The sequence below is a fragment of the [Actinomadura] parvosata subsp. kistnae genome (genome assembly GCF_900323885.1).
Taxonomy (GTDB): domain Bacteria; phylum Actinomycetota; class Actinomycetes; order Streptosporangiales; family Streptosporangiaceae; genus Nonomuraea; species Nonomuraea composti.
Genome location: NZ_OOHJ01000018.1, coordinates 3,724,741 through 3,748,827 on the forward strand (window position 1 = coordinate 3,724,741; position 24,087 = coordinate 3,748,827).

Annotated in this window: 21 protein-coding genes; 11 read left to right on the top strand and 10 right to left on the bottom strand. The window is 71.8% G+C overall.

All coding sequences use genetic code 11. The annotated features are described in order from the left end of the window. Nucleotides 1-36: 36 nt before the first annotated feature. Complete coding sequence (locus tag KIS93_RS37830) at nt 37-1,053, bottom strand: helix-turn-helix transcriptional regulator (protein ID WP_080043187.1); 1,017 nt, start codon at nt 1,051-1,053, stop codon at nt 37-39. A gap of 428 nt (nt 1,054-1,481) precedes the next feature. Between KIS93_RS37830 and guaB the strand changes: the two genes are divergently transcribed. Beyond that, nucleotides 1,482-2,963, top strand: coding sequence for an IMP dehydrogenase (guaB, locus tag KIS93_RS37835; RefSeq protein ID WP_080043186.1), 1,482 nt, complete (start codon nt 1,482-1,484; stop codon nt 2,961-2,963). A gap of 4 nt (nt 2,964-2,967) precedes the next feature. Next, on the top strand, nt 2,968-4,089 hold the full coding sequence (locus KIS93_RS37840) for a GuaB3 family IMP dehydrogenase-related protein (RefSeq protein WP_186404627.1): 1,122 nt from the start codon (nt 2,968-2,970) through the stop codon (nt 4,087-4,089). Nucleotides 4,090-4,155: 66 nt separating this feature from the next. On the opposite strand, the gene KIS93_RS37845 is transcribed toward KIS93_RS37840, so the two are convergent. Then, on the bottom strand, nt 4,156-4,971 hold the full coding sequence (locus KIS93_RS37845) for a TetR/AcrR family transcriptional regulator (protein ID WP_222107716.1): 816 nt from the start codon (nt 4,969-4,971) through the stop codon (nt 4,156-4,158). 147 nt (nt 4,972-5,118) lie between these two features. On the opposite strand from KIS93_RS37845, the gene KIS93_RS37850 reads away from it, so the two are divergent. Genes KIS93_RS37850 through KIS93_RS37860 form a run of 3 tightly spaced genes read left to right on the top strand, consistent with a single transcriptional unit; the run spans nt 5,119 to nt 6,787 of the window. Beyond that, nucleotides 5,119-5,568: a nuclear transport factor 2 family protein gene (locus KIS93_RS37850; protein WP_155128605.1), complete on the top strand. Its 450-nt coding sequence runs from the start codon at nt 5,119-5,121 to the stop codon at nt 5,566-5,568. 11 nt (nt 5,569-5,579) lie between these two features. After that, complete coding sequence (locus KIS93_RS37855) at nt 5,580-6,356, top strand: phosphotransferase (RefSeq protein ID WP_080043183.1); 777 nt, start codon at nt 5,580-5,582, stop codon at nt 6,354-6,356. Then, complete coding sequence (locus tag KIS93_RS37860; RefSeq protein WP_080043182.1) at nt 6,353-6,787, top strand: GNAT family N-acetyltransferase; 435 nt, start codon at nt 6,353-6,355, stop codon at nt 6,785-6,787. Before KIS93_RS37855 ends, KIS93_RS37860 begins: the two co-directional genes overlap by 4 nt. 60 nt (nt 6,788-6,847) lie before the next feature. On the opposite strand, the gene KIS93_RS37865 is transcribed toward KIS93_RS37860, so the two are convergent. From KIS93_RS37865 to KIS93_RS37880, 4 genes are read right to left on the bottom strand one after another with little or no spacing between them, the layout of a single operon-like run. After that, nucleotides 6,848-7,672: a class II fructose-bisphosphate aldolase gene (locus KIS93_RS37865; RefSeq protein ID WP_080043181.1), complete on the bottom strand. Its 825-nt coding sequence runs from the start codon at nt 7,670-7,672 to the stop codon at nt 6,848-6,850. Between the two features lie 18 nt (nt 7,673-7,690). Beyond that, the gene (locus KIS93_RS37870) at nt 7,691-8,593 is read right to left on the bottom strand and encodes a 1-phosphofructokinase family hexose kinase (RefSeq protein WP_080043180.1); all 903 of its coding nucleotides are present in this window, start codon (nt 8,591-8,593) and stop codon (nt 7,691-7,693) included. Beyond that, nucleotides 8,593-9,726, bottom strand: a complete 1,134-nt coding sequence (gene nagA, locus KIS93_RS37875) for an N-acetylglucosamine-6-phosphate deacetylase (RefSeq protein WP_080043179.1) — start codon at nt 9,724-9,726, stop codon at nt 8,593-8,595. Before nagA ends, KIS93_RS37870 begins: the two co-directional genes overlap by 1 nt. Further along, entirely contained in the window at nt 9,723-10,595 is an 873-nt protein-coding gene (locus KIS93_RS37880; protein WP_222107717.1) for an SIS domain-containing protein, read from the bottom strand. The genes nagA and KIS93_RS37880 overlap by 4 nt, the downstream gene beginning before the upstream one ends. A gap of 129 nt (nt 10,596-10,724) precedes the next feature. Here KIS93_RS37880 and KIS93_RS37885 point away from each other — a divergent pair, with 129 nt between their 5' ends. The 3 genes from KIS93_RS37885 to KIS93_RS37895 all read left to right on the top strand — a co-directional run bounded on the left by KIS93_RS37885 (nt 10,725) and on the right by KIS93_RS37895 (nt 13,777). Next, nucleotides 10,725-11,495, top strand: a complete 771-nt coding sequence (locus tag KIS93_RS37885; RefSeq protein WP_080047274.1) for a DeoR/GlpR family DNA-binding transcription regulator — start codon at nt 10,725-10,727, stop codon at nt 11,493-11,495. 69 nt (nt 11,496-11,564) lie between these two features. Further along, on the top strand, nt 11,565-13,304 hold the full coding sequence (locus KIS93_RS37890) for a glycerol-3-phosphate dehydrogenase/oxidase (RefSeq protein WP_080043175.1): 1,740 nt from the start codon (nt 11,565-11,567) through the stop codon (nt 13,302-13,304). Further along, the gene (locus tag KIS93_RS37895; RefSeq protein ID WP_080043173.1) at nt 13,301-13,777 is read left to right on the top strand and encodes a DinB family protein; all 477 of its coding nucleotides are present in this window, start codon (nt 13,301-13,303) and stop codon (nt 13,775-13,777) included. Before KIS93_RS37890 ends, KIS93_RS37895 begins: the two co-directional genes overlap by 4 nt. Nucleotides 13,778-13,844: 67 nt before the next feature. Here the strand turns inward: KIS93_RS37895 and KIS93_RS37900 are convergent, their stop codons facing one another. The 3 genes from KIS93_RS37900 to KIS93_RS63715 form a co-directional block, all read right to left on the bottom strand. Beyond that, nucleotides 13,845-15,101, bottom strand: coding sequence for a S8 family peptidase (locus KIS93_RS37900; RefSeq protein ID WP_080043171.1), 1,257 nt, complete (start codon nt 15,099-15,101; stop codon nt 13,845-13,847). 156 nt (nt 15,102-15,257) lie between these two features. Then, on the bottom strand, nt 15,258-17,201 hold the full coding sequence (locus KIS93_RS37905) for a beta-propeller domain-containing protein (protein WP_080043170.1): 1,944 nt from the start codon (nt 17,199-17,201) through the stop codon (nt 15,258-15,260). 31 nt (nt 17,202-17,232) lie between these two features. After that, a complete protein-coding gene (locus KIS93_RS63715; protein ID WP_080043168.1) occupies nt 17,233-19,431 on the bottom strand; it encodes a WD40 repeat domain-containing serine/threonine protein kinase in 2,199 nt (732 codons plus the stop codon). Here KIS93_RS63715 and KIS93_RS37915 point away from each other — a divergent pair. Continuing rightward, nucleotides 19,430-21,010 (top strand): succinic semialdehyde dehydrogenase, encoded by a 1,581-nt coding sequence (locus tag KIS93_RS37915; RefSeq protein ID WP_268966901.1) that lies wholly within the window; start codon nt 19,430-19,432, stop codon nt 21,008-21,010. The two genes, KIS93_RS63715 and KIS93_RS37915, sit on opposite strands and share 2 nt — an antisense overlap. Before the next feature lie 19 nt (nt 21,011-21,029). Beyond that, nucleotides 21,030-21,614: a TetR/AcrR family transcriptional regulator gene (locus KIS93_RS37920; RefSeq protein WP_080043164.1), complete on the top strand. Its 585-nt coding sequence runs from the start codon at nt 21,030-21,032 to the stop codon at nt 21,612-21,614. Between the two features lie 85 nt (nt 21,615-21,699). Here KIS93_RS37920 and KIS93_RS37925 read toward each other — a convergent pair whose 3' ends face one another. Then, the gene (locus KIS93_RS37925; RefSeq protein ID WP_186404628.1) at nt 21,700-22,443 is read right to left on the bottom strand and encodes an N-acetyltransferase; all 744 of its coding nucleotides are present in this window, start codon (nt 22,441-22,443) and stop codon (nt 21,700-21,702) included. 99 nt (nt 22,444-22,542) lie between these two features. Here KIS93_RS37925 and KIS93_RS37930 point away from each other — a divergent pair, with 99 nt between their 5' ends. Further along, nucleotides 22,543-24,036 carry a DUF885 family protein gene (locus KIS93_RS37930; RefSeq protein WP_080043160.1) on the top strand — a complete coding sequence of 498 codons (1,494 nt, stop codon included), beginning with the start codon at nt 22,543-22,545 and terminating at the stop codon, nt 24,034-24,036. The last annotated feature ends 51 nt before the right edge of the window (nt 24,037-24,087 follow it).

Consider the following 24,087-nt stretch of genomic DNA (forward strand, 5'->3'; position numbering starts at 1 on the left):
CCCACCATATGACCGAAGCGGCCCGCGCGGTGGGGTTTACCTCAGCCATCCGCGTCTGGTGGCCTCCACGCCCGCGTGAAAGCGGGACTGAGCGCCCAACTCGGTCATGGCGTCGGCGAACCTCGCGCGTACGGTTCGTACCGACACGCCGAGCTGGCGGGCGATCGAGTCGTCGCACATGCCCTGCGCGGCCAGCCGCAGCACCTGCACCATGCCGTCGCTCCTGCGGCCCCACGGCAGGGGCACGGCGCGGGCCCACAGCTCGCGGAAGAGCGAGGTGAGCACGCCGACCACGACGGAGGTGCGGACCAGGTAGAAGTTGTAGGCGTGGTCGGGCAGGTTGCCGCCCCAGTGGGCGGGCAGGCCGGCCATCTCGGGCCCGGCGGCCATGAACCAGCTCGGCACCCGGTCCATCGTGCGCACCTCGCCGCCCGCCTCGGTGAGGCGGGCGAGCTGGTCGCGGACGCCCGGGAGCACGAGCGAGGACACCGGAATGATCGCTTGAACGGTCAGCAATTTCCGTTTTTGCGCATCAATCCATGGATCCGCAAATTTCCGCGCAAAGTCGGTCATAGTGCGCTCGTCGGGAACCGCGGTCAGTAATGGCATTGGTGGCGTTTGACATTGTACGGCGATGCCCACCACGCTCTCGTACAGGATGTCCGCCCCGCTCGCCATCTCCACCGTGAATGGCCCGCTGCGATAGTCGCGCCCCGCGTCGTAGTCGCGGATCAGCCCGCGAATCGAGCCGAGCGCCGAATCGATCATTCGGCTCTCCTCGGCGAGCCGGTCGAGCCGGTCGGCGATCAGCCGGCCGAGTGCCGCGGCGGGATGTCTGGCCAGGTATTGCCCTGATTGCTCGTCGATGACCCCGAGCTTCACCAGATCGTCGAGCTGGCGGCCAACTTTTTCGACGGGGCCGTCCATGGCTTGCGCCAGATCGGAGCGGGTGGCCTTGTGCAGGCGCAACACGGCGGAGTAGAGCGCGGTTTGTGCCGGGTCGAGGCCCAGCGTCTTGAGCGGATCGGACATCATTCGCGGCTGGTTGGGCATTATGGGCGGCTCCGTTGGGGGGACACGGGCGTGCCGCGAGGATAACCCCGCATTCCCTCCTTGTCCGCGTGTTGCCCGGACTGCTTCTCCAGGACGTGCAACTTCGTGCAATTGCACGTTTTCACATTGCGATGTGCCGTTGAGTAACGCAGGCTTTACCTAGCGTCGGCATCCAGCCAAGGGCGCGGTTGCGCCGGCCATCAGGACGCGGAGGGGGGTTCGGTGGCGTGCAGCGCCACCGTTGCCCGGATGCCGGTGGCCGGGGGATGGGACGGATCACCGACCGTCCCATCCCCCGGCACTTCTTTGCCGGAAGCCGGGAGCACGTCGGACCACCGTGGGGGTCTTCGTGCTCCCGGCTTAAGTGCGTTTTGGAGCCAGGGCCTAGACTTAGTGCACACCAAAGCTAGGCAGGAGGGGGCCGCGGCATGTCCAAGTTCACCGAGATGGGTCTGACCTTCGATGACGTGCTGCTGGTGCCCGGGTATTCGGACCTGCAGCCAGGAGAGGCCGATACCCGATCTCGCCTGTCCAAGGGCATCACGCTGTCGATCCCGCTGATCTCCGCGGCGATGGACACCGTCACCGAGGCCCGCATGGCGGTCGCCATGGCCCGTCAGGGCGGCATCGGCATTCTGCATCGCAATCTGTCGGTCGAGGAGCAGGCCCAGCAGGCCGACCTGGTCAAGCGGTCCGAGGCGGGCATGGTCACCAACCCGGTGACGTGCAGCCCCGACGACACGCTGGCCGACGTCGAGCGGCTGTGCGCCACGTACCGGATCTCCGGGGTGCCCGTGACCGACGTGTCGGGCACGCTGGTCGGCATCGTCACCAACCGCGACATGCGCTTCGAGACCGACCAGACGCGCCCCGTGCGCGAGGTCATGACCAAGATGCCGCTCGTCACCGCCCCGGTCGGGGTGTCGCGCGACGAGGCGTTCAAGCTGCTCAGGCAGAACAAGATCGAGAAGCTGCCGCTCGTCGACGCCGACGGCCGGCTGCGCGGCCTGATCACCGTCAAAGACTTCACCAAGAGCGAGCAGTACCCGCTGTCCACCAAGGACGCCGACGGCCGGCTGCTCGTCGGCGCGGCGATCGGTGTCGGCGGCGACGCCGAGCTGCGCGCCAAGGCGCTCATCGAGGCCGGGGTCGACGTCGTGGTCGTGGACGTCGCGCACGGCCACTCCAAGGGCCTGGCCGACATGATCGCCAAGATCAAGGCCAACAGCAAGGTCGAGGTCATCGGCGGCAACATCGCCACCAGGGCCGGCGCGCAGATGCTGGTCGACGCGGGCGCCGACGCCGTCAAGGTGGGCGTGGGCCCCGGCTCCATCTGCACCACCCGCGTCGTCGCCGGGGTCGGCGCGCCGCAGGTCACGGCCATCTACGAGGCGTCCAAGGCGTGCGCGCCGGCCGGCGTGCCGGTGATCGGCGACGGCGGCCTGCAGTACTCCGGCGACATCGTCAAGGCCATCGCCGCCGGGGCCGACACGGTCATGCTGGGCTCGCTGCTCGCCGGCTGCGAGGAGTCGCCCGGTGAGCTGATCTTCATCAACGGCAAGCAGTTCAAGTCGTACCGGGGCATGGGCTCGCTCGGCGCCGTACGCAACCGCGAGCGCGGCGGCACCTCCTTCAGCAAGGACCGCTACGCGCAGGCCGACGTCGGCGGCGAGGACAAGTACATCCCCGAGGGCATCGAGGGCCAGGTGCCCTACCGCGGCCCGGTCGCGGCCGTCGCCCACCAGCTCATCGGCGGGCTGCGCCAGGGCATGTGGTACGCCGGCTGCCGCACGATCGAGCAGATGCACACCGACTGCGAGCTCATGCCGATCACGGCGGCGGGCCTCAAGGAGAGCCATCCCCACGACATCCAGATGACCGTGGAAGCTCCGAACTATCACAGAAGGTAAGAGCATGACTCAGCAGGTGGAGATCGGCCGGGGGAAGACCGGGCGGCGGGCGTACGCGCTTGACGAGATCGGCCTGGTGCCCTCGCGGCGCACCCGTGACCCGGAGGAGGTCTCGATCGCCTGGCAGATCGACGCCTACCGGTTCGAGCTGCCCGTGGTCGTCGCTCCCATGGACAGCGTGGTCTCGCCGGCCACCGCCATCGAGATCGGGCGGCTCGGCGGCCTGGCGCCGCTCGACCTCGAAGGGCTGTGGACGCGCTACGAGGACCCGCTGCCGCTGCTGGAGGAGTGCGCCGCCCTCGACCAGGAGGCGGCCACGAAGCGGCTGCAGGAGATCTACGCCGCGCCGATCAAGGAAGAGCTGATCGGCCGCCGCATCGAGGAGATCCGCGCCTCCGGGGTGACCACCGCCGTGCGGCTGTCGCCGCAGCGCACGGTCCAGTACCACAAGGCCGTCATCGACGCGGGCGTCGACATCTTCGTCATCCGCGGCACGACGGTCTCCGCCGAGCACGTCTCGGGGCGGGCCGAGCCGCTCAACCTCAAGCAGTTCATCTACGAGCTCGACGTGCCCGTCATCGTGGGCGGCTGCGCCACCTACACCGCCGCGCTGCACCTCATGCGCACCGGCGCGGCCGGCGTGCTGGTCGGCTTCGGCGGCGGCGCCTCCCACACCACCCGCAACGTCCTCGGCGTGGCGGTGCCGATGGCCACCGCGATCTCCGACGTGGCGGCGGCGCGGCGCGACTACCTCGACGAGTCCGGCGGCCGCTACGTGCACGTGATCGCCGACGGCGGCATGGGCACCTCCGGCGACATCGCCAAGGCCATCGCCTGCGGCGCCGACGCCGTCATGGTGGGCTCGCCGCTGGCGCGCGCGGTGGAGGCGCCCGGGCACGGCTTCCACTGGGGCTCCGAGGCGCACCACCCCGACCTGCCGCGCGGGCGGCGGGTCGCGTTCGGCACGGTGGGCACGCTGGAGCAGATCCTGCACGGGCCGTCCAGCGTGGCCGACGGGTCGATGAACCTCATGGGCGCGCTCAAGCGCACCATGGCCTCCACCGGTTACTCCGACATCAAGGAGTTCCAGCGGGTCGAGGTCGTGGTGGCGCCGATCCAGCGCTAGTTCCCGCGAAACGGCCGCCGCCCGGCATCGGGTGGCGGCCGTTTCGCCGTTCTGGGGAGGCGGCGGTCAGGCGGGGGTGTGGCGGCGGCGGTGGGCGCGCTGCCGGCACGCGTTGCCGCAGTAGCGGGCGGGGCGGCCCGTGGCGGTGGGGGTAAGAGGCGTGCCGCACTCCGCGCACCGGGTTTCGTTAGGTTTCGTTAGGGTGGTGGCGGTGGTCGCTCTGAGGCCGTCCATGACGATCTGGGTGGCGCGGCTGGGCGAGGTGGCCGCAGGGGCCGAGGTGGCGCTGCGTCGCCTGGTGCCCGCGTGTTCCAGGGTGCCCGCGTGTTCCAGGGTGCCGCCGTGTTCGAGGGTGCCGCCGCGTTCCAGGGTGGACGCGTGTTCCATGGTGGCGCAGCCGGCGATCAGGCGGGCCACGTCCTCGGGGGTCGCGTCGGCGCGGACGGCGCCCGCCCGCTGGGCGCGGGCGAGCAGGGGCGAGAGGGCGGCCAGCAGGCGGTCGCGGGCGCCGGGAGAGATGCCCTCCGTGGTCGTCATCGCCTGGCAGAGCGCCTTGTTCAGCGCCACCTCCGCCACCGCGCGCCCGAAGGCCGCGAAGAAGGCCGCGCCGGGGTCGCCGGGCCGGCCCAGCAGGGAGCGCAGCTCCTCGACGAGCCGGTCGAGCCGGTCGTTCACCACCGCCGCGAGCAACGCCTGCTTGCTGGGGAAGCGCCGGTAGACGGTGCCAGCGCCCACCCCGGCCCGGCGGGCGACGGTGTCGAGCGGCACCGACGGGCCCTGCTCGGCGAACGCCTCCCGGGCCGCCGCCAGGACGCGGGCGCGGTTGAGGCGTGCGTCCTGGCGGCCGGGCACGTTCATGCCGGATCCGTCCAGACTGGGCACGTCCACACCGGACCCGTCCGCACCAGACCCGTCCGCACCGGGCACATCGACACCGGACCCGTCCGCATCGGACCCATCCGCACCGGGCACGTTCATGCCGGACCTCCGGTTGACAAGCGGAACGCGCGTTCCGTACGGTCTAAGCGGGTGCTACGTTCCGGATTCTACTGGAGGTGCGTGATGCAGGCGTCCGCGCGTGAAGTGGCCGAGCGGTTCCTGGGCGTCGCCGCCGGCGGTGACCTCGCCGCGCTGGCCGACCTCTACTCGGAGGACTCGGTGATCGAGCTGCCGTTCGCGCCGCCGGGCATCCCGGCCAGGTTCGAGGGGAGGGAGGGGCATCGGGCCAGGTTCGGCCGGGCGGCGACGGTGGTGCGGCACGAGCGCGTGGCGAACGTGGTGCTGCACGAGAGCACCGACCCGGAGGTGGTCATCGTCGAGTACGACCTGCACGGCCACGTCCTCTCCTCCGGGCAGCCGTTCACCCGCTCGTACGTGATGGTCATGCGCGTCAGGGACGGCCTCATCGTGCACTCGCGCGACTACGCCGACCCGGCGGGCTCGGTGGGCTACCGCGATGAGGCGGCTCGTGTCTCCTAACATGCGGAGACATGGCTGATCTTCAGCACACGCACGAGCTGACGTACGAGGGCGACCGCGTCGTCAAGCGCTACCAGGACAGCAAGCCGGGCGCGGCCGAGCGCGAGTGGCGGGCGCTGCGGCTGCTGGCCGAGCACGCGCCGGGGCTCGCGCCCGAGCCGATCGCGTTCGAGGGCGGCGCGGTGACCATGTCGCGCATCCCCGGCGTGCCGTTGCGCGGGCTGGTCGCGGGCGGCAAGCACGTGTCGGCCATGGCGGAGGCGCTGGCCGAGCTGCACGCCGCCGTGCCCGGCCGCGTGCTGCGCGGCGTCCCCGTGCGGCCGTGGCAGCGCGAGGCGCTGGTCGACTGGGTCAGGAAGCGGTGCGCCGGCTGGGAGCCGAGGGAGCCGCTGGCCGACCGGGTCGTCAAGGAGGGGCTGCGCTGGCTGGAGAGCTGGTCGCCTGGCGAGGCGGGCGTGCGGGAGGTGTTCGGGGCGGGCGACGGGAACCTGGCGAACTTCCTGTGGGACGGCACGCGGGTGCGCATCGTCGACTTCGAGGACTCGGGGCGCAGCGATCTGGCGTTCGAGCTGGCGGAGCTGGCCGAGCACGTGTCCATGTGGGTGGACGGCGAGGTGGAGATCGCGCACCGGTTCGAGCTGAGCCCGCAGGAGGAGCGGCGCACCAGGGAGTGCCGCAAGGTGCACGCGCTGGTGTGGTTCTTCCTGCTGTCGCACGAGCACCCGCGCAACCCGCCGGGGACCTTCCGGCGGCAGGTCGAGCGGGTGCTGGCAACATTGGGCGCATGAGGCTCGCCGACGAGGGTGACAGGGCCGCCGTGGAGCGGCTCGTGCACGACGCCTACACGCCCTGGATCGAGGTCGTCGGCATGCGGCCGCTGCCGATGGAGGCCGACTACGCCGCGCTGATCGCCGCCGGCCGGGTGCACGTCACGGACGGGCTCGACGGGCTGATCGTGCTCGTCCCCGAGGACGGCGCGTTGCTCGTGGAGAACGTCGCGGTGCGGCCCGAGCTGCACGGCCAGGGCATCGGGCGCCGCCTGATGGCCTACGCCGAACAGGAGGCGCGCCGGCTGGGGCTGCCGGCGCTGCGCCTCTACACCAACGTCAGGATGGCCGCCAACATCGCCCTGTACGCGTCGCTCGGCTACGTCGAGACCGGCCGCGTGGGCATCGAGGGCCGCTCCGCCGTTCTGATGCGCAAGGAGCTCAGCCCGTGAGCACGCCCAGGATGCGCAACGAGCTCGGCCCGTGAGCACGCCCCAGAATGCGCAAGGAGCTCAGCCCGTGAGCACGCCCAGGAGGTGGCTGACCTCGCGGGCCACGGCGTCGCGGCCGGCCTTGAGGTACTTGCGGGAGTCCACCACCCGCTCGTCGTGGACGAGGTAGTCGCGGACGGCGCCGGTGAACGCCTTGTTCAGGTGCGTCGCGATGTTGATCTTCTTCATGCCCTGTCGTACGGCCTCGCGCAGCACGTCGTCGGGCACCCCTGAGGAGCCGTGCAGCACCAGCGGCACCGGCACGGCGGCGCGCAGCTCGGCGATGAGCTCCAGGTCGAGCACGGCGTCCTTGGTGGTCATCGCGTGGGAGGTGCCGACGGCCACGGCCAGCGCGTCGACGCCGGTTCTGGCCACGTAGTCGACCGCCTCGTGCGGCTTGGTGCGGGCGCCGGGCGCGTGCACGCCGTCCTTGCCGCCGACCTCGCCCAGCTCGGCCTCCACCCACACGCCGCGCTCATGGCACCAGGCGGCCACCTCGGCCGTGGCGGCGACGTTCTCCTCGTCGGGCAGGGCCGAGGCGTCGTACATGACGGAGCCGAGCCCGAGCCCCACCGCCTCCTCGACGAGCGCGCGGTCGGTGGCGTGGTCGAGGTGCACCGCGACCGGCACGTCCGCCCTCCTGGCGACGGCGAGGCAGGCGAGCGCGATCGGCTCCAGCGCGCCGTGGTAGCGCACGCAGTTCTCGCTGATCTGCAGCACGACGGGCAGGCCGAGCGCCTCGGCGCCGGCCACGATGGCGGTGGCGTGCTCCAGCTGGATCACGTTGAACGCGCCCACCCCTGCGGGTGATTGGCGGACGATGTCGCCGATGGGGGCGAGGGGCATGACGGGCTCCTAACGTGACTACGTGATGGTGATCTGGGGGTGGATGTCGGCGTACACGTCGGGGTCGAACTCCCCGGCCACGGGTGTGGCCACGGCGGCGGCGCCGAGTGCGGCGGCCCGCCTGAGCCGGTCGGGCCACGGGGCGGGCTCGACCAGGCCCAGCGCCAGGCCCGCCACGAGCGAGTCGCCGGCGCCGGTGGGGTTGCCGCGCACGGTGTACGGCATTCGCGCCGCGAACGTGCCCTCGCCGGTGACGGCCAGCAGCCCGTCGGCGCCCATGGACACCACGACGGCGCCCGCGCCCTGGCCGCGCAGCGCCTGCGCGCCCTCGGCGGGGGTGCCGCCCGGCACGGCCCTGGCCAGCTCGTCGGCGTTGGGCTTGAGGATGGCGGGGCGGCCCTTGGGTGCGTGGCGCAGGGGCTCGCCGTCGGCGTCCACGATGCACGGCACGCCCTGGTCGGCGGCGAGGGCGGCGAGCGTGGCGTAGGTGTCGGCCGGGAGGCCGCGCGGCAGGCTGCCGGACAGCACGACCGCGTCGGCGTCGCCGAGGAGCTGCTCGTAGTGCCGGGCGAAACCCTCGAACTCGGCCGCCGTGACGTCGGGGCCGGGCTCGTTGAACAACGTCGTGTGCTCGGCGTCGGTGACGGCGAGGGTGGTGCGGGAGTCGCCCGCGATGCCGTACAGGGCGGTGGGCAGGCGCGCCGAGGACAGGTCGGCCTCGACGGCGCGGCCGGTGGGCCCGCCGGCCAGGCCCGTGACCAGCACGTCGTGGCCGAGCGCGGCCAGCACCCTGGCCACGTTGACGCCCTTCCCGCCCGCGCGCCTGTGCACCGTGCTGACCCGGTTGACTCCGTTCCAGTCGACGGCGGGCACCTGGTAGGTCACGTCGAGGGCGAGGTTGAGCGTCACCGTGATGATCATTAAGGCTCCGTGATCCAGACGCCGTCCTTCAGGACGCCGTCCACCTCCAGCGAGTCGGAGAGCACGACCAGGTCGGCCGCCTTGCCGACGGCGATCGAGCCGATGCGGCCGGCCAGCCCGAGCAGCCGCGCGGGCGTCAGCGAGGCCACCTGGACGGCGTCGGGCAGCGAAATGCCCAGCTCCTGGACGGCGCGGCGGAACGCGACGTCCATCGTCAGCGTGGAGCCCGCGATCGAGCCGCCCTCGACCAGGCGCGCCACGCCGTCGTGCACGCGCACGGCCATCGAGCCGAGCACGTAGTCGCCGTCGCCCAGGCCGGTCGCCGACATGGCGTCGGTGATCAGCGCGGTGCGGCCGGGCCCGGCCACCTCGTACGCCAGCCGCAGCATGGCCGGATGCACGTGCACCCCGTCGTTGACCAGCTCGACCGTCACCCGCTCGTCGTCGAGCAGCGCCGCCACGGGCCCCGGCGCGCGGTGGCCGAGCGGCGGCATCGCGTTGTAGAGGTGCGTGGCCACGGTGGCGCCCGCCTCGATGCCCTCGATGGTCTGCTCGTAGCCGGCGTCGCTGTGCCCGATGGCGGCCAGCACGCCCTCGTCCACGGCGAACCTGATCGTGTCGAGGGCGCCGGGCAGCTCGGGCGCGATGGTGAGCATGCGGACGTGCCCGCGCCCGGCCTTGACCAGCCCCGCGAACTCCTGCGGCGACGGCTCGCGCAGCCGCGTCGGGTCGTGCGCGCCGCAGCGGGACCTGGCGATGTACGGGCCCTCGAAGTGGATGCCGGCCAGCAGCCCCTCGTCGCAGAGCCCGGCCAGCGCCGACGCCGCCGCGGCCAGGCCCTCGACCGTGTCGGTGACCAGGCTGGCCATCATGGTCGTGGTGCCGTGGCGGCGGTGCAGCGCCACGGCGTCGCGGGCCCGGTCGAGGTCGCCGGTGGGGAAGGAGCCGCCGGCGCCGCCGTGGTTGTGCACGTCGACGAACCCCGGCACGACGTGCCGCCCGCCCACGCTCAGGCCGGGCCCGGGGGCGGATCCGTGGCCGACGTGCGTGATGCGGCCGTCTTCGATGGTCAGCCACCCCTCGTGCACGCCCTCGGGCGTCACGATTTTGGCGTCGGCAAGAGTAAGGCTCATGAAGAAAGGATCACAGATCGCGTGAGGTGCATGGGCTCGTCGGGGTTCAGCCCCTGGGCGAAGGCGCGCGCGACCGCGACCCGCTGGGCGCGGATCAGCTCGGCCATGGGGTCGAGCGCGCTCTCGAAGAACGTGCCGCCGGTCTCCTCGACCTGCGCGCGCAGCCCTTCGGGGGCCTGGCCGAGCATCCACGTCACCCGCCCGGGGGCGGCGATGCTGATCGGGCCGTGCCGGTATTCCATCGCCGGGTACGCCTCCGTCCAGGAGCGGGACGCCTCGCGCATCTTCAGCGCGGCCTCCTGGGCCAGCCCGACCGACCAGCCGGTGCCGAGGAAGCTGAACTGCTCGGCCCGCACCAGCGTGTCGGGCAGCGGCTCGGCCACGGCCTGCTCGGCGTCGGCGATCGCCCGCGTCAGGTCCTCGCCGAGGGAGGCGCGGAGCATGGCGAGCTGCGTGGTGGCGAACCTGGTCTGCACGACGGACTTCTCGTCGGCGTAGTCGAGCACGATCACCTCGCCGGCGGCGCTCATGATCGGCGTCTCGGGGTCGGCGGTGATGGCCACGCTCTTGTCTGTGGTCCTGGCCAGCAGGTCGAGCACCTCGGTCGTGGTGCCCGAGCGGGTCAGGGCCAGCACCCGGTCGTAGCGGCGGCCGTGCGGGAACTCGGAGGCGGCGAACGCGTCGGTCTCGCCGTGCCCGGCCCGCTCGCGCAGCACGGCGTACGCCATCGCGATGAACCACGACGTGCCGCAGCCGACGACGGCGACCCGCTCGCCCCGGCGGGGCAGCGCGTCGGCGGGGATGTTCGCGACGGCGCGGCGCCAGCAGGACGGCTGGGACGCGATCTCGGCCTCGGTGTGGGTGGTCACCACTTGCCTCCCATGATTGATTGTTCCTGCTGCATTCATATCAAAAAAGTGCAGAAATGAACACCGGTAGCTCTGGTGCTCCAGGTTGTGCCACGCTTGCTCCTGTTCCTCACCCCTAGGGAGGCCTCCGTGTCCCGCTACGACCGCTGGAACGCCATCCTTGAGCTGTTGGCGCAGGAGGGCAGGCTGTCGGTGGAGGAGGCGGCCCAGGCGCTCGACGTCTCCACCGCGACGATCAGGCGCGACTTCGACCAGCTCGCCCAGCAGCAGATGCTCATGCGCACGCGGGGCGGCGCGGTGGCCCAGAGCGTCAGCTACGACCTGCCGCTGCGTTACAAGACGGCCAGGCACGCCGACGCGAAGCACCGCATCGCGCTGGCGGCGGCCGAGCTGGTCACGCCGGGGGCCGTGGTCGGGCTCAACGGCGGCACCACGACGTCCGAGCTGGCCCGCACGCTCGCGACGCTGCCCGCGCTGGAGGCCGGGTTCACGGTCGTCACCAACGCGCTGAACATCGCGGCCGAGCTGACCGTCCGGCAGCACGTCAAGATCGTGGTGACCGGCGGGGTGGCCAGGCAGCAGTCGTACGAGCTGATCGGGCCGCTCGCCTCGGGGGTGCTGGAGCAGGTGACGCTCGACGTCGCCTTCCTCGGCGTGGACGGGCTCGACGTCGCCCTCGGCGCCTCCGCCCACCACGAGGGCGAGGCCAGCGTGAACCACCTGCTGATCAGCCGGGCCGCGCAGGTCGTGGTGGTGGCCGACTCCTCCAAGATCGGCAAGCGGGCGTTCTCCCGCATCTGCCCCATCGGCCAGATCGACACGCTCGTCACCGACGCGCAGCTCCCCGACACGCTGGCCGGGCAGCTCACGGACGCCGGCGTGAAGGTCGTCCGCGCCTGAGGGCGTTACAGGGCGCGTCCTGCGCGGGTAGGTACCGGAACGCAGACCACAGGTGTTCCAGGGGGAGTTATGACGTCGGGAAGGAGCGCGGCCCGGCTCGGGCCCGCGCAGCGGGCCGAGGCGCTGGAGCGCATGGCCTCCGAGGAGCTCGACGTGGTCGTGGTCGGCGGCGGCGTCGTGGGGGCGGGCATCGCGCTCGACGCCGTGACCCGCGGCCTCGACGTCGCCCTCGTGGAGGCGCGCGACTTCGCCTCGGGCACGTCCTCGCGCTCGTCCAAGCTGATCCACGGCGGCCTGCGCTACCTGGAGCAGCTCAACTTCGAGCTGGTGCGGGAGGCGTTGCAGGAGCGGGCGCTGCTGCTGCAGCGCATCGCGCCGCACCTGGTGCGGCCCGTGCCGTTCCTGTTCCCGATGACCCACTACGGGTGGGAACGCCCCTACGTGGGCGCCGGCGTGGCCCTCTACGACACGCTCGGCTTCGCCACCGGGCTGACCCGCGGCGTGCCGGGGCACCGCCATCTGTCCAGGTCGCGGGCGCTGCGGCTGGCGCCCGCGCTGAAGAAGACCGCCTTCACCGGCGCCGTCCAATACTGGGACGCCCAGGTCGACGACGCCCGCTACGTGCTGACCATGCTGCGCACCGCGGCCACGTACGGCGCGCACATCGCGCCCAGGGCGCAGGTCGTGGGCTTCCTGCGGGAGGGCGAGCGGGTCACCGGCGTGCGGGTGCGCGACCTGGAGTGCGGCGAGGAGTTCGAGGTACGCGCCCGCCAGGTCGTCAACGCCACCGGCGTCTGGACCGACGACATCCAGGAGCTGGTCGGCGGGCGCGGCCAGATCCACGTGCGCGCCTCCAAGGGCATCCACCTGGTCGTCCCGCGCGACCGCATCCACTCGCTGACCGGCATCATCCTGCGTACGGAGAAGTCGGTGCTGTTCGTGATCCCCTGGGGCCGCCACTGGATCATCGGCACCACCGACACGGAGTGGACGCTCGACAAGAGCCACCCGGCCGCCTCCCGCGCCGACATCGACTACCTGCTCGACCACGTCAACGCGGTCCTGTCGGTGCCGCTGACCCGCGACGACGTCGAAGGCGTGTACGCGGGGCTGCGGCCGCTGCTGTCGGGCGAGTCCGACGAGACGTCCAAGCTGTCCAGGGAGCACGTGGTGGCGCATCCCGTGCCGGGCCTGGTGATGATCGCCGGCGGGAAGTACACGACGTACCGGGTCATGGCCCGCGACGCGGTCGACGCGGTCGCGCACGGGCTCGACCAGCGGGTGCCGCGCTCGTGCACCGACCGCATCCCGCTCGTGGGCGCCGAGGGCTACCAGGCGCTGTGGAACTCGCGGCACCGCATCGCCCAGGAGTCGGGGCTGCACGTGGCCAGGATCGAGCACCTGCTCCAGCGGTACGGCGGGATGATCGACGAGCTGCTGGAGCTGATCGAGCAGGACCCGTCGCTGGGCCGGCCGCTCGCGGGCGCCGACGACTACCTGCGGGCCGAGATCGTCTACGCCGCCACCCACGAGGGCGCCCGCCACCTCAACGACGTGCTCACCCGGCGCACCCGCATCTCCATCGAGACCTTCCACCGGGGCGTGGCGGTCGCGCAGGAGTCCGCCGAGCTGCTGGCCGGGCCGCTCGACTGGGACGGCGAGCAGGTCAAACGGGAGGTCGAGTACTACACCAAGCGGGTGGAGGCCGAGCGCCGCTCGCAGGAGCAGGACTCCGACCACGAGGCCGACGCGATCAGGCTGGGCGCGCCCGAGATCGTGCCCGTCGTGATGCCCGAGCACACGTCATGAACGAGCCGTCCGGGCAGCTGTCGGACCCCCGGGAGCTGCTGTCGGGATATCTCGACTATTACCGGGCCTCGGTGTTGCGGGCGGTCGAGGAGTTCCCCGAGCCCGCTGTGAGCCGGGTGCCCTCCGGGTGGACGCCGCTGGCGATGCTGAAGCACCTGGCGTACATGGAGCGGCGCTGGTTCGTGTGGGACTTCGCGGGAGAGCCGGTCGAGGACCCGTACGGCGATCGGGACGAACGGAAGGCGCTGGTCGCCGGCGAGCCGTTCGAGGAGATCAAGGCGTTCTACCTGGCGCAGTGCGAGCGCTCCCGGCAGGTGGTGGCCGGGGCGCGGCTGGAGGAGCGGGCGTCGCGGATCGGCCGGTTCCGGCCGCCGGAGGAGCCGCCGACGCTGGCGTGGATCATGTTCCACGTCCTGGAGGAGTACATGCGGCACGCGGGGCACCTCGACATCGCCCGCGAGGTGGCCGGGTAGGGGCGGCCCGCGGCGCTGCGGGGTCCGCGGACCGCCCGTTCCAGGGGTGGCTCAGCTCACGAAGGGCTCACGCGGGCGGGTAGCGCGTGGCGTCGTGCACGTCGAGCAGCGGCTCCTTGACGCCGTCGCCCGAGTCGTCGGTCCAGTTGAAGTTGCCCGTCGAGACCAGCGTGCTGCGCACGGCCAGGGATCCGGCCCTGGTCGTCGGCTTGTGGGTGCCGCTGGTGAGCAGCGCCGCCGCGCCCGCCACGTGCGGGCTGGCCATCGAGGTGCCGCTGATCGTGGCGTAGCCGCCGGCGCGGTAGGTCGAGTAGATGCAGGTGCCCGGCGCCGTGATCTCCACCGTGGAGCCGTAGTTGGAGTAGAACGCCGAGGTGTCGTCCTGATCGGTCTCGCTGCGGCACGACAGCGTGCTGCCCCCCGTGCCGCCGGGCAAACCGTCGTTGTCGGTCAGCGCGGACACGGTGACCACGTCGGGGTGGTTGGCGGGGAAGAACGAGGAGGTGTTCGCGTGGCTGTTGCCCGCGGCGACCACGACGACGATGCCGGCGTTGACCGCGTTGGTGATCGCCGTGCTGATCGCGCTGCTGGAGCAGCCGTTGCAGCCGAGGCTCAGGTTGATGACCTCGATGGTGGAGGCGCGGGCCACCACCCAGTTGAGGCCGGCGGCGATGCCGGACAGGGTGCCCGAGCCGGCCGCGTTGAGCACCTTGACGCCGTGGATGCGGGCGCCGGGCGCGACGCCCACCGGGCCGATCGTGTTGTCGAGGGCGCCGATCGTGCCCGCCACGTGCGAGCCGTGGCCGTTGTCGTCGGTGCCCGTGTTGTTGACGCAGACGCCGGTCACGCAGTTGGCCCGGGCGACCACGTTCAGGTCGGGGTGGGTGTTGTCGACGCCGGTGTCCACCACGGCGACGTCCACGTCGATGCGGACGTCGTCGGTGCCGTCGATGTCGAGGTTCGGGTTGGCCGGGCCGAAGATGCGCCGCACGCCCGTGGGCACCGTCTGGACGAACGCGTGCACCTCGGCGTCGGGCTCCACGCTGATCACGTTCGGGTTGTGCTTGAGCTTCTCGGCGGCGGTGGCGCTCAGGCGGGCGGTGTAGCCCTTGAACGCGTGCTCGTACACGCCGACGACCCGGCCGCCGAGGTCGGCCACCTGGTCCTGGGTGGCGCCCTGCGTCGCCCGCATGGCGGGGTTGAGCTGGACGATGTAGGTGCCTTCCGGTTCGGCCGAGGCGGTCGCCGCTGTCACGGGCAGGGGCGCGGTGAGTAACGCCAGCGCGCCGACGAGCAATGCGCGCAGGGGGGTGCGTGGTCGCATGGCAGCGTGGGCCTTTCTGGTCTGGGGACCGGCCCGCCCGCGTGTTACACGAACCAACCGGTCCGACAGTGGGGTGTAAGCAAAGTTTTCACCATTTGTCGGGATATGTCCATAAAAAAGGCGCCGGTTCGCTACGAACCGGCGCCCTTTGGTTGCTTAACGGAGCGGGATCCAGGCTTGTGAGGACAGCGTGGCCAGGTCGTTGACCTGGACGCCCTCGTACGAGACCGTCCACAACGAGTCGCCGATGACCAGCGAACGCTGGATGCCCGGCTCGTAGGTGTAACCGCCCTCCTGGCTCTGCCGGGGGTGCTTGATCAGGCCCAGCTCCTTGATCCCCGCGTCGCCGATCCGCAGCACGAGCGCCCCCGACTCGTTCGCCTTGTTCAGCGGGATCACCGACAGGCCCGTCTTCGGCCAGTACAGGAACGCGTGCGGATCCCACTCGGCCTCGGAGCCGGAGTCCTTCTGGAAGAACTGCGACATCCGGCGCGGCGCGGCCGGATCGCTCACGTCGAACAGCGACACCTGCGTGCCCCGCGTCCTGCCCTGCTCGGTGGCCTCCTGGCCGATCCCGATGAGCCGGCCCTCACCACCCGGATGCAGGTACGCCGAATAGCCGGTGATCTTCAGCTCGCCCGTCACCTTCGGCGCCGCCGGATCCCGCAGGTCCAGCGTGTACAGCGGATCCACCTGGCGGAAGGTGACGCAGTAGCCGATCGGGCCGATGAACCTGACCGAGTAGATGCGCTCGCCCTCGCCGAGCCCGCCCACCTCGCCGACCTTGGCCAGCGTGTCGGCCCTGAGCACGTGGACGCTGCTGGTGCTGCTCTTCTCGTCGCCCGAGCCGACCGTGGTGGCGACGCGCAGGTGGCCGTCGTACTCCGAGAGCGCGTACTGGTTCAGCAGCCTGCCCGGCACCTTGCCCGAGGCCACGTACGAGGGCGCGCCCGGCTTGGTGATGTCGAACCGGTGCACCTCCGTCTCCTCCGGCGGCACCGTCGGGGTCGGCTCCGGGGACACCGCCGGGTCGTCGGGGGTGGGCTCCACCGCCGGGGCGACGGTGTCCACCGCCGGCCGCACCACCGGGGACCACCAGCGCGGGTTGCTGGCCACGTACAGGCTCTGGCCGGTGCCGTACACCACGTCCCCGTCGGCCGCCAGGCTGATCGGGTCGGTGCCCGCCTCCGTGACCCCCTGGGCCAGGTCGATCGTGTGCACGGTCAGCATCGACGTGCCGGTGTAGTCGGCGGGGTGGCTGACCCGCTCGCACGTCACCGCGTCCTTCCTGACGGCGCCCGACGCGTCCGTGATCTCGATCCTCGGCAGCCAGGCCGACACCGGCGCCCGCCGCACCGCCTCCTGGTTCGCCTTGAGCAGGTCCGCCTCCGTGGCGTTCTGCTTCGGCTCCGGGAAGGTGATCTCGGGCTGGCTGCGGGTGACGAGCCGGACCGTCGAGCCGATCATCCTGGCGTCCACGTACGAGCCCTGCGGCCGGATCGTGCTCAGCACCCGGGGCTCGCCCGCCAGGTCCACCAGCACGTAGCGGGTGTCGCCCGGCGGCATGAACGAGCGCGCCTTGTACATGATGTCGCCGCCGCGCATGAGCACCAGCGCGCGGTCACCCGACACCAGCAGGTCGGCGGGCACCCCGGGGGCGGCGTCGCCCTCGACCAGCTTGAGCGACCCGGTGATCTTCCTGGTAGCCGTGTCGATGATCCGCAGGGTGCTGTCCGCGACCGTGACGATCCGGTTGCCGTCGGTCTTGACCAGGTCGGGCTCGTCCACGCCGGCTTCGTGCACGTTCGTCGTGGAATGCTCCGGCGTCGCCGTCACCCTGGCCTTCGACGCGGCCGCGGAGTCCTCCGCGACCGCGAACGGCATGACACCGCCGAAGCCGTACGCGGTGACGTTCGCCGCCGCCCGCTCCCGCAGCCCGGCCAGGGCGTCGTCACAACTGTCGTAGGCGACCAGGCGGACGGCGCCGAGCGAGACGGCCTTCGGGGGCGGGCCGGAGGCGCCTCCCGTCGAAGAGGTGCAGGCGGCCGTGACCGCGGCGAGCGCGGCGGCGGTCACAGCCGTGCGGATCAACGTCTTCATGCCCTCATCACGGCTGCGCGAGCGCGATGGTTCAGGAGCCTTTCGATGGGTTGATGGTGAACACCGGGCTGAAGTTGAGGTCGTCGGGGACCTCCAGCATCTTGCGCAGCAGCTTGCCGTTGAAGTCGAGCACCTGGATCTCGTCGTTGTCGCCGTTGTTCTGCTCCCAGCAGTACAGGTGACTCTCGTCGTAGAAGCCGAGCGCCTTGTCGCAGTCGGAGGAGAACTTGCGCACCTGCTTGCCCGTCGCGGTGTCCCAGATGCAGTGGTCGCCGTCGCCGCCGTTGGGGCAGTTGGTGAAGAACGTCTTGCCCGACGGCGAGAAGATGTCCTGGGTGCCGGCGGAGAGCGTGCCGATGCCCGTCAGCGAGCGGGTGGCCTTGCCCTCGCTGTCGAAGAAGCGCAGGCTGCGGTTCTTCTCGTTGCCGTAGACGTTGACCACGCCCTCGTCGTCGCCGTCGAAGCCGAAGGCGGTCTCGCGGACGGAGGTGTCGTCCACGTCGACCACCTCGGCCGTCTTAGCGGCCACGTCCACCAGGACGAAGCCCGTGTACAGCCACTTGCTGCCGCTCTTCTTCTCGACGTTCAGCAGGATCTTCGAGCCGTCCTTCGACCAGGACCTGATGCTGCTGATCAGCGGCTCCTTGACGGTCTTGATCGTCGTGCGCTCGCCGGAGGTGCGGTCGCTGATGACGATGAAGTCGTAGTCGTCGGAGCTGTAGCTCCTGCCCCGGGTCGCCAGGAGCTTCCCGTCGGGGGAGACCATCGACTCCCAGTTCCCCGACAGCTTCGTGAACGTGCCGCGCAGCGAGTTCCTCGCGTAGTCGATCCAGTCGTCCTTCGGCTTGTCGAAGACCTCGTAGGAGGTCAGGACGATGGCGTCGGCGGGGTTCTCGTACAGATAGATCTCGCCGCCGGGGATCGAGCGCCTGTTGCCGGTCGCCGGCACGGACGCCTGCGCGGTCTTCGACGTGCGCGAGCGCTGCGGCTCCGGCGTGCCGGTGTCCACCGCGACGGTCGTCGCGGCCTTGTCGAGCTGGATGACCACGATCACGCCGGCGAGCAGGAGCAGCGCGACCGCCACGGTGACGCCGGCAATCAGCGGGGCCCTGCCGCTCTTGCGGGGGCGCGTCTGCGTGTACGGTCCCTGGGCGTACGGCGGGATCGTGGGCTGCTGCCAGGCCGCCTGCTGCTGCGGCTGAGGGAACTGGGCGCCGGTCGCGTACGGGACGTTGCCCGACATCGGCCCCTGCATCGGCGTATGCATGGGTGCTGACGGGGCGCCGGACGGCGACGCGAACGGTGGGCCTGAGGAGGGGCCGCCGTGCGGCCCGGACGGAGGGCCCGCGGGGTGCCGGTAGGGCGGCTGCGCGGGGGCGGCCTCGGCGGCGCCCTGTGCGAGCATGCCGGGGTTCGGCGCGGGCTGGTGGAGCAGGCGCATGATCACCTGCTCGGCCGTGGGCCGCTGCGCCGGGTCCTTGCTCAGGCACGCGACCACCACGTCACGCAGCGGGCCCTCGCCGAGCGCGCTGAGGTCGGGCTGCTGGTTGAGCACGCGGTTGATCACCGCGGGCATCGTGTCGCTGCCGAACGGCGCCCGCCCGGAGGCGGCGAAGACCATGGCGCTGGCCCACGAGAACATGTCGGCGGCCGGCCCGACGGTGTGCCCCATGATCTGCTCGGGCGGCATGTACGACGGCGTGCCCACGACCATGCTGCTGATCGTGGAGGTGGCGTTGAGCGCCCGCGCGATGCCGAAGTCGATCACGCGGGGCCCGTCGGCGCCGATGATCACGTTCGCCGGCTTGAAGTCGCGGTGCACGATGCCCGCCTGGTGGATGGCGGCCAGCGCCGTGGCGGTGCCGATGGCCAGCCGGTGCAGGACGGAGCCCGCGCGCGGCCCCTCCTCCTGCACGACCCGCTGTAAGGACGGGCCCTCGATGAACTCACTGACGATGTACGGCCTGTCCTGCTCGACCCCGGTGCCCAGGACGGCGGCGGTGCAGAAGGGCGCCACGCGCTGGGCCACCTGGACCTCGCGCAGGAACCGCTCCACGCTCACCTGGTCGCCCGACAGGTCGGGGCGCAGCCACTTGACGGCCACGTGCTGGCCCGCGTGGTCTTTGGCCAGGTAAACGACGCCTTGACCGCCCTCGCCGAGCCGGCCGAGGAGCTCGAGGCCCCCCAGCCGCTGTGGGTCTCCGGGCCGGAGCGGAGCGAAGGATGCCATGAGGGGATTCTGGCCCTATGCCGCGAATCCGCAAAAACTACCCGCCGGTAGCCGGGCGGAATATGCTTCTGAGATGCAGGTCACGTCCAGTGGTAGGACACAGCGCGTCATCGCTCCCTTCAGCGGAGAAACCCTCGCTGAGCTGCCCATCTCCGACGCCGACGACGTTCGCGCGGCGTACGAGAGAGCCAGGGCGGCCCAGGCCGGGTGGGCGGCCCGATCGCCCGCCGAGAGAGCCAGACCCTTCCTCCTCCTGCACGACGCCATCCTCGACCGCAGGAACGAGATCCTCGACATCGTCCAGAACGAGACCGGCAAGGCTCGCAAGCACGCCTTCGAGGAGGTGCTCGACGTCGCCGGCTGCGCCCTCTACTACGCCCGCCGCGCGCCCCGCCTGCTCGCCCCGCGCGCCCGCAAGGGCATCTTCCCCGCCGCCACCCGCGTGACCGAGCTGCGCCGGCCCAAGGGCGTGGTCGCGCTGATCAGCCCGTGGAACTACCCGCTGGCGCTGGGCGTCACCGACGCGGTGCCCGCGCTGCTGGCCGGCAACGCGATCGTGCACAAGCCCGACACCCAGACCGCACTGTCCACGCTGTGGACCATCGACCTGCTGGCCGAGCTGGGCATGCCGCGTGAGATCTGGCAGGTCGTGCTCGGCGAGCCGGCCGAGATCGGCGACGCGCTGCTCGACCACGCCGACTACGTCGTCTTCACCGGCTCCACCCGCGCCGGCCGGAAGGTCGCCGAGGAGGCGGCCAAGCGGCTCATCGGCTGCTCGCTGGAGCTCGGCGGCAAGAACCCGATGATCGTGCTCGACGACGCCGACCTCGACGTCGCCGTGCAGGGCGCCCTGCGCGCCTGCTTCACCAACGCCGGCCAGCTCTGCCTGTCGATCGAGCGCCTGTACGTGCACGCGTCCGTCTTCGACGCCTTCGCCGAGCGCTTCGTCCGCGAGACCGGCGCGCTCAAGCTCGGCGCCGGGCACGACTGGACCGTGCAGATGGGCTCGCTCACCTCCCGCCGCCAGCTCGACGCGGTCACCGCGCACGTGGACGACGCCGTGGCCAAGGGCGCGAAGGTGCTCACCGGCGGCCGGCCCAGGCCCGACCTCGGCCCGCTGTTCTACGAGCCGACAGTGCTCACCGGGGTGGCGGAGGGCATGGCGCTGTGCCGCGACGAGACGTTCGGCCCCGTGGTGGCGCTCTACCCCTTCTCCACCGACGACGAGGCGGTCGCGCTGGCCAACGACACCGCCTACGGGCTCAACGCCTCCATCTGGAGCGGCAGCCTGCCCCGCGCCCGGCGCCTGGCCGCCCGCATCAACGCCGGCACGGTCAACATCAACGAGGGGTACGCCTCCGCGTACGCGTCCTACGACGCCCCCATGGGCGGGGTGAAGGCGTCGGGGCTCGGCCGCCGGCACGGGATCGAGGGGCTGCTGCGCTACACCGAGGCCAGGACGGTGGCCTCGCAGGCGGGCTGGCTGGGATTCGAGCCGCCGGGCGGGATGCCGTACGAGAAGTGGGCGGGGCTGCTGGTGACGGCGCTGAAGGCGGCGCGGCGGGTGAGGCTCAAATAGGCGCGTATACGCTGTATACGTGAACGATCAGGGCACCGCCGGGCGCATCGTGGACGTGGCGCGGCGCATTCTCGTCGAGGAAGGCGCCGAGGCCGTGAGCATGCGGCGGGTCGGCGACGCCGTGGGCGTCACCGCCATGGCCATCTACCGGCACTATCCCAGCAGGGACGCGTTGCTGCGGGCCGTCGCCGACGTCAGCGCGCGGGAGCTGGCCGCCGCCTGGACCGGGCGGGTCTCCTCCGGCGGGCTGGAGGAGCGGATGGCGGCGGCGCTCGACGACTTCCTCGACTTCGCGCTCGGCAGCCGCCACCTGTACCGGTTCCTCGTCTCCGACGCCTGGGCCGGGGCGCGGCGGTTTCCCGAGGACTTCCGTGACGGGCAGGGGCCGCCGTTCAGCGTGGTGGCGGGGCTGGTCGAGGAGGGGATGCGGGCGGGGTTCCTGCGGGAGGACGATCCGCTGGAGGTGGCGATGGCGGTGACGTCCGGTGCGCAGGGGCTGGTGCAGCAGTACCTGAGCGGGCGGATCGGGATGGCTGAGGACGACTTCCGCGCGCTCTGCCACCGCACCACCTGGCGGATCATCGAAGGGCTCCGGGCCCGCTGATCAGGGAGAAGGCTGCGGGTCCGCTGATCGCCGAAGGGCCGGGAACCCGCCGATCCCCTAGAGGCCGCGAGTGCGCCGGCCCCGGTCAGTCCAGCACGTGGCTGACCCAGACGTTGGGCTCGACGTAGACGGCGTGGTCCTGGGGGACGTCGCAGTGCACGGGGGCGAGCGCGCCCGGCACCTCCACCGGCCCCGAGCGGTCGAACGGCAGGCCGGTCCAGTCGTGCCACTCCGCCAGCGTGCCCGCCACCACCATCGAGCGCGGCGCCACCTTGACGATCTTCCCGCCCGCCCGCACGTGCACCCGCAGCCAGGCGTCGTGGGGCAGGCCGTCGGGGCGGGTCCGGTAGGCGTACTCGCTCATCGGGGTGTGCGGTTCGAGGTGTTTGAGGTTCGGGCGTACGGGGGCGACCAGCTCGCGGTGGCCGAGCCGGGCGGCCTGGTCGCGCAGCGCGCCCAGCATCACCGCCGACAGGCCCTTGCCGAGCAGGTCGCGGCGGACGGTGATCTCCAGGGCGGAGACGGCGTCGGTGGGCAGGCCGCGCTCGCGGGCCAGCCAGCCGGAGCGGATCACGCCGTCCCATCCGCTGTCGGGCAGCTCGCCCCCGTCCGACACGAACGGCGTCATGTAGCCCCGCGCCACCAGCCGCCCCGGCTCGGCATCGTCGTCGGCCACCAGCACGTGGTCCGGGTACGCGGTCTTGACCACCGCGTAGTACAGGTCCGCGACCGGGTCCTCCAGCATGAACCGGTGCCAGGTGTGGTCCATGTCCCAGAGCGTCGCGGCGAACTCGGGGCGCTCGGCGAGCGTGGTGATGCGGATGGCCATGCCGGACATCCTGCCTTCCGGGCAGGCGGGCCCGCGTCCCATTTTCCCGGAGTTACCGGTACTTAAGATCCCAAGACGAGGTGCGCTAGCGTCGGCGCCATGACAGAACTTGACGCCAGGCTACGAGCCATCACCGACCTGATGGTGGCCGAGGCGCGCGAGGGCGGCGGCAGGCACGAGTACGACGGTCGGATCCAGGACCTGTCGCCCGGCGGCGTACGGGCGGGGCTGGCCCGGCTCGGTCAGGGGCCCGCGCCCGACGACGCGCACGACGCCAGGCACCTCCAGGTGTTCGAGGAGAGCCTGCGTACCCAGCTCGGCGAGCTGGAGCTGCACCGCAAGAACCCGCTGTTCCACCTCTCCAACCTCGACCTGGCCTGCTACGACCGCGACTACGGCCCGCAGGAGGAGCGCGACGCCGCCAGGGCGGCCCACCTCGCGCTCTGGCCCGAGGCCGTGGACCAGGCCGTCGAGGCGCTCGACCAGGTGCCGGCGCCCGTCGCGAAGTCCCTGCTCGGAGCGGTGAAGGGGCTGGCGGCCGGGGTCACGGACGAGGCCGCGCTGCGGGCGCACGGACGGCTCGTCGCCCACGTCGAGCGGGCCGCGGCCGAGGGCGATCCGGACGCGTCGCTCGGCGGCGAGGCGCTGGCGAAGCTGATGGGCACCGCCGAGGGCCTGCCCGTCGACCTCGGCAAGCTGGCCGAGCGGGCCGACGCCGAGCGCGACCGGCTCATGGCGCTGCTCGCCGAGTCGTGCGCCAAACTGGGCGAGAAGGACAAGGCGCCGCTCGACGTCGTACGCGAGCTGGTCAAGGACCACCCCGACCCCGAAGGCGTGATCGAGGCCGCCCGGATCGGCACGGAGAAGGCCATCGCGTTCACCCGCGAGAAGGACCTCGTGCCCTACCACGACGGCGAGTGCCTGGTGGGCCTGGCCCCCGAGTCGCGCCGCTGGGCGATGGCCATGATGGCGTGGAACTCGCCGGGCGAGCCCGAAGGCCCGTCGTGGTACCACATCACGCCGCCCGACACGTCCTGGCCGAAGCAGGAGCAGGAGGAGTGGCTGGAGGTCTTCAGCGCCACGACCCTGCCCGCGATCAACGTGCACGAGGTCGCGCCGGGGCACTTCTCGCACGCCAGGGCGCTGCGGCGGGCGCCGTCCGAGGTGCGCAGGGTGCTGCAGTCGCTGGCGTTCATCGAGGGCTGGGCGCACTACGCCGAGGAGTTGTGCGTCGAGGAGGGCTTCGAGGCCGGCGACCCGCGCTTCGAGATCGGCGTGTGGGTGGAGGCGCTGATCCGCGTCACCCGGCTGGCCTGCGCGATCGGCGTGCACACCGGGCAGATGACGGTCGAGGAGGGCGCCAGGCGGTTCGAGTCGGACACGCACCTGGCGGGCCCGGCGGCGCTGTCGGAGGCGCGGCGGGCCTCGTTCGACCCGACGTACGGCCGCTACACCTGGGGCAAGCTGCTCATCATGGACCTGCGCGAGCGGGCCCGCGCCGAGTGGGGCGCCGGCTTCACCGTGCAGCGCTTCCACAAGGAGCTGCTGCACCTGGGCTCGCCGCCGCTCGGCCTGATCGACGCCGCCCTCTGACCCGCCGGTCCCGGTCGGCGTCCGCCGGGGAGACGCGCGCCCGCTCCGGGT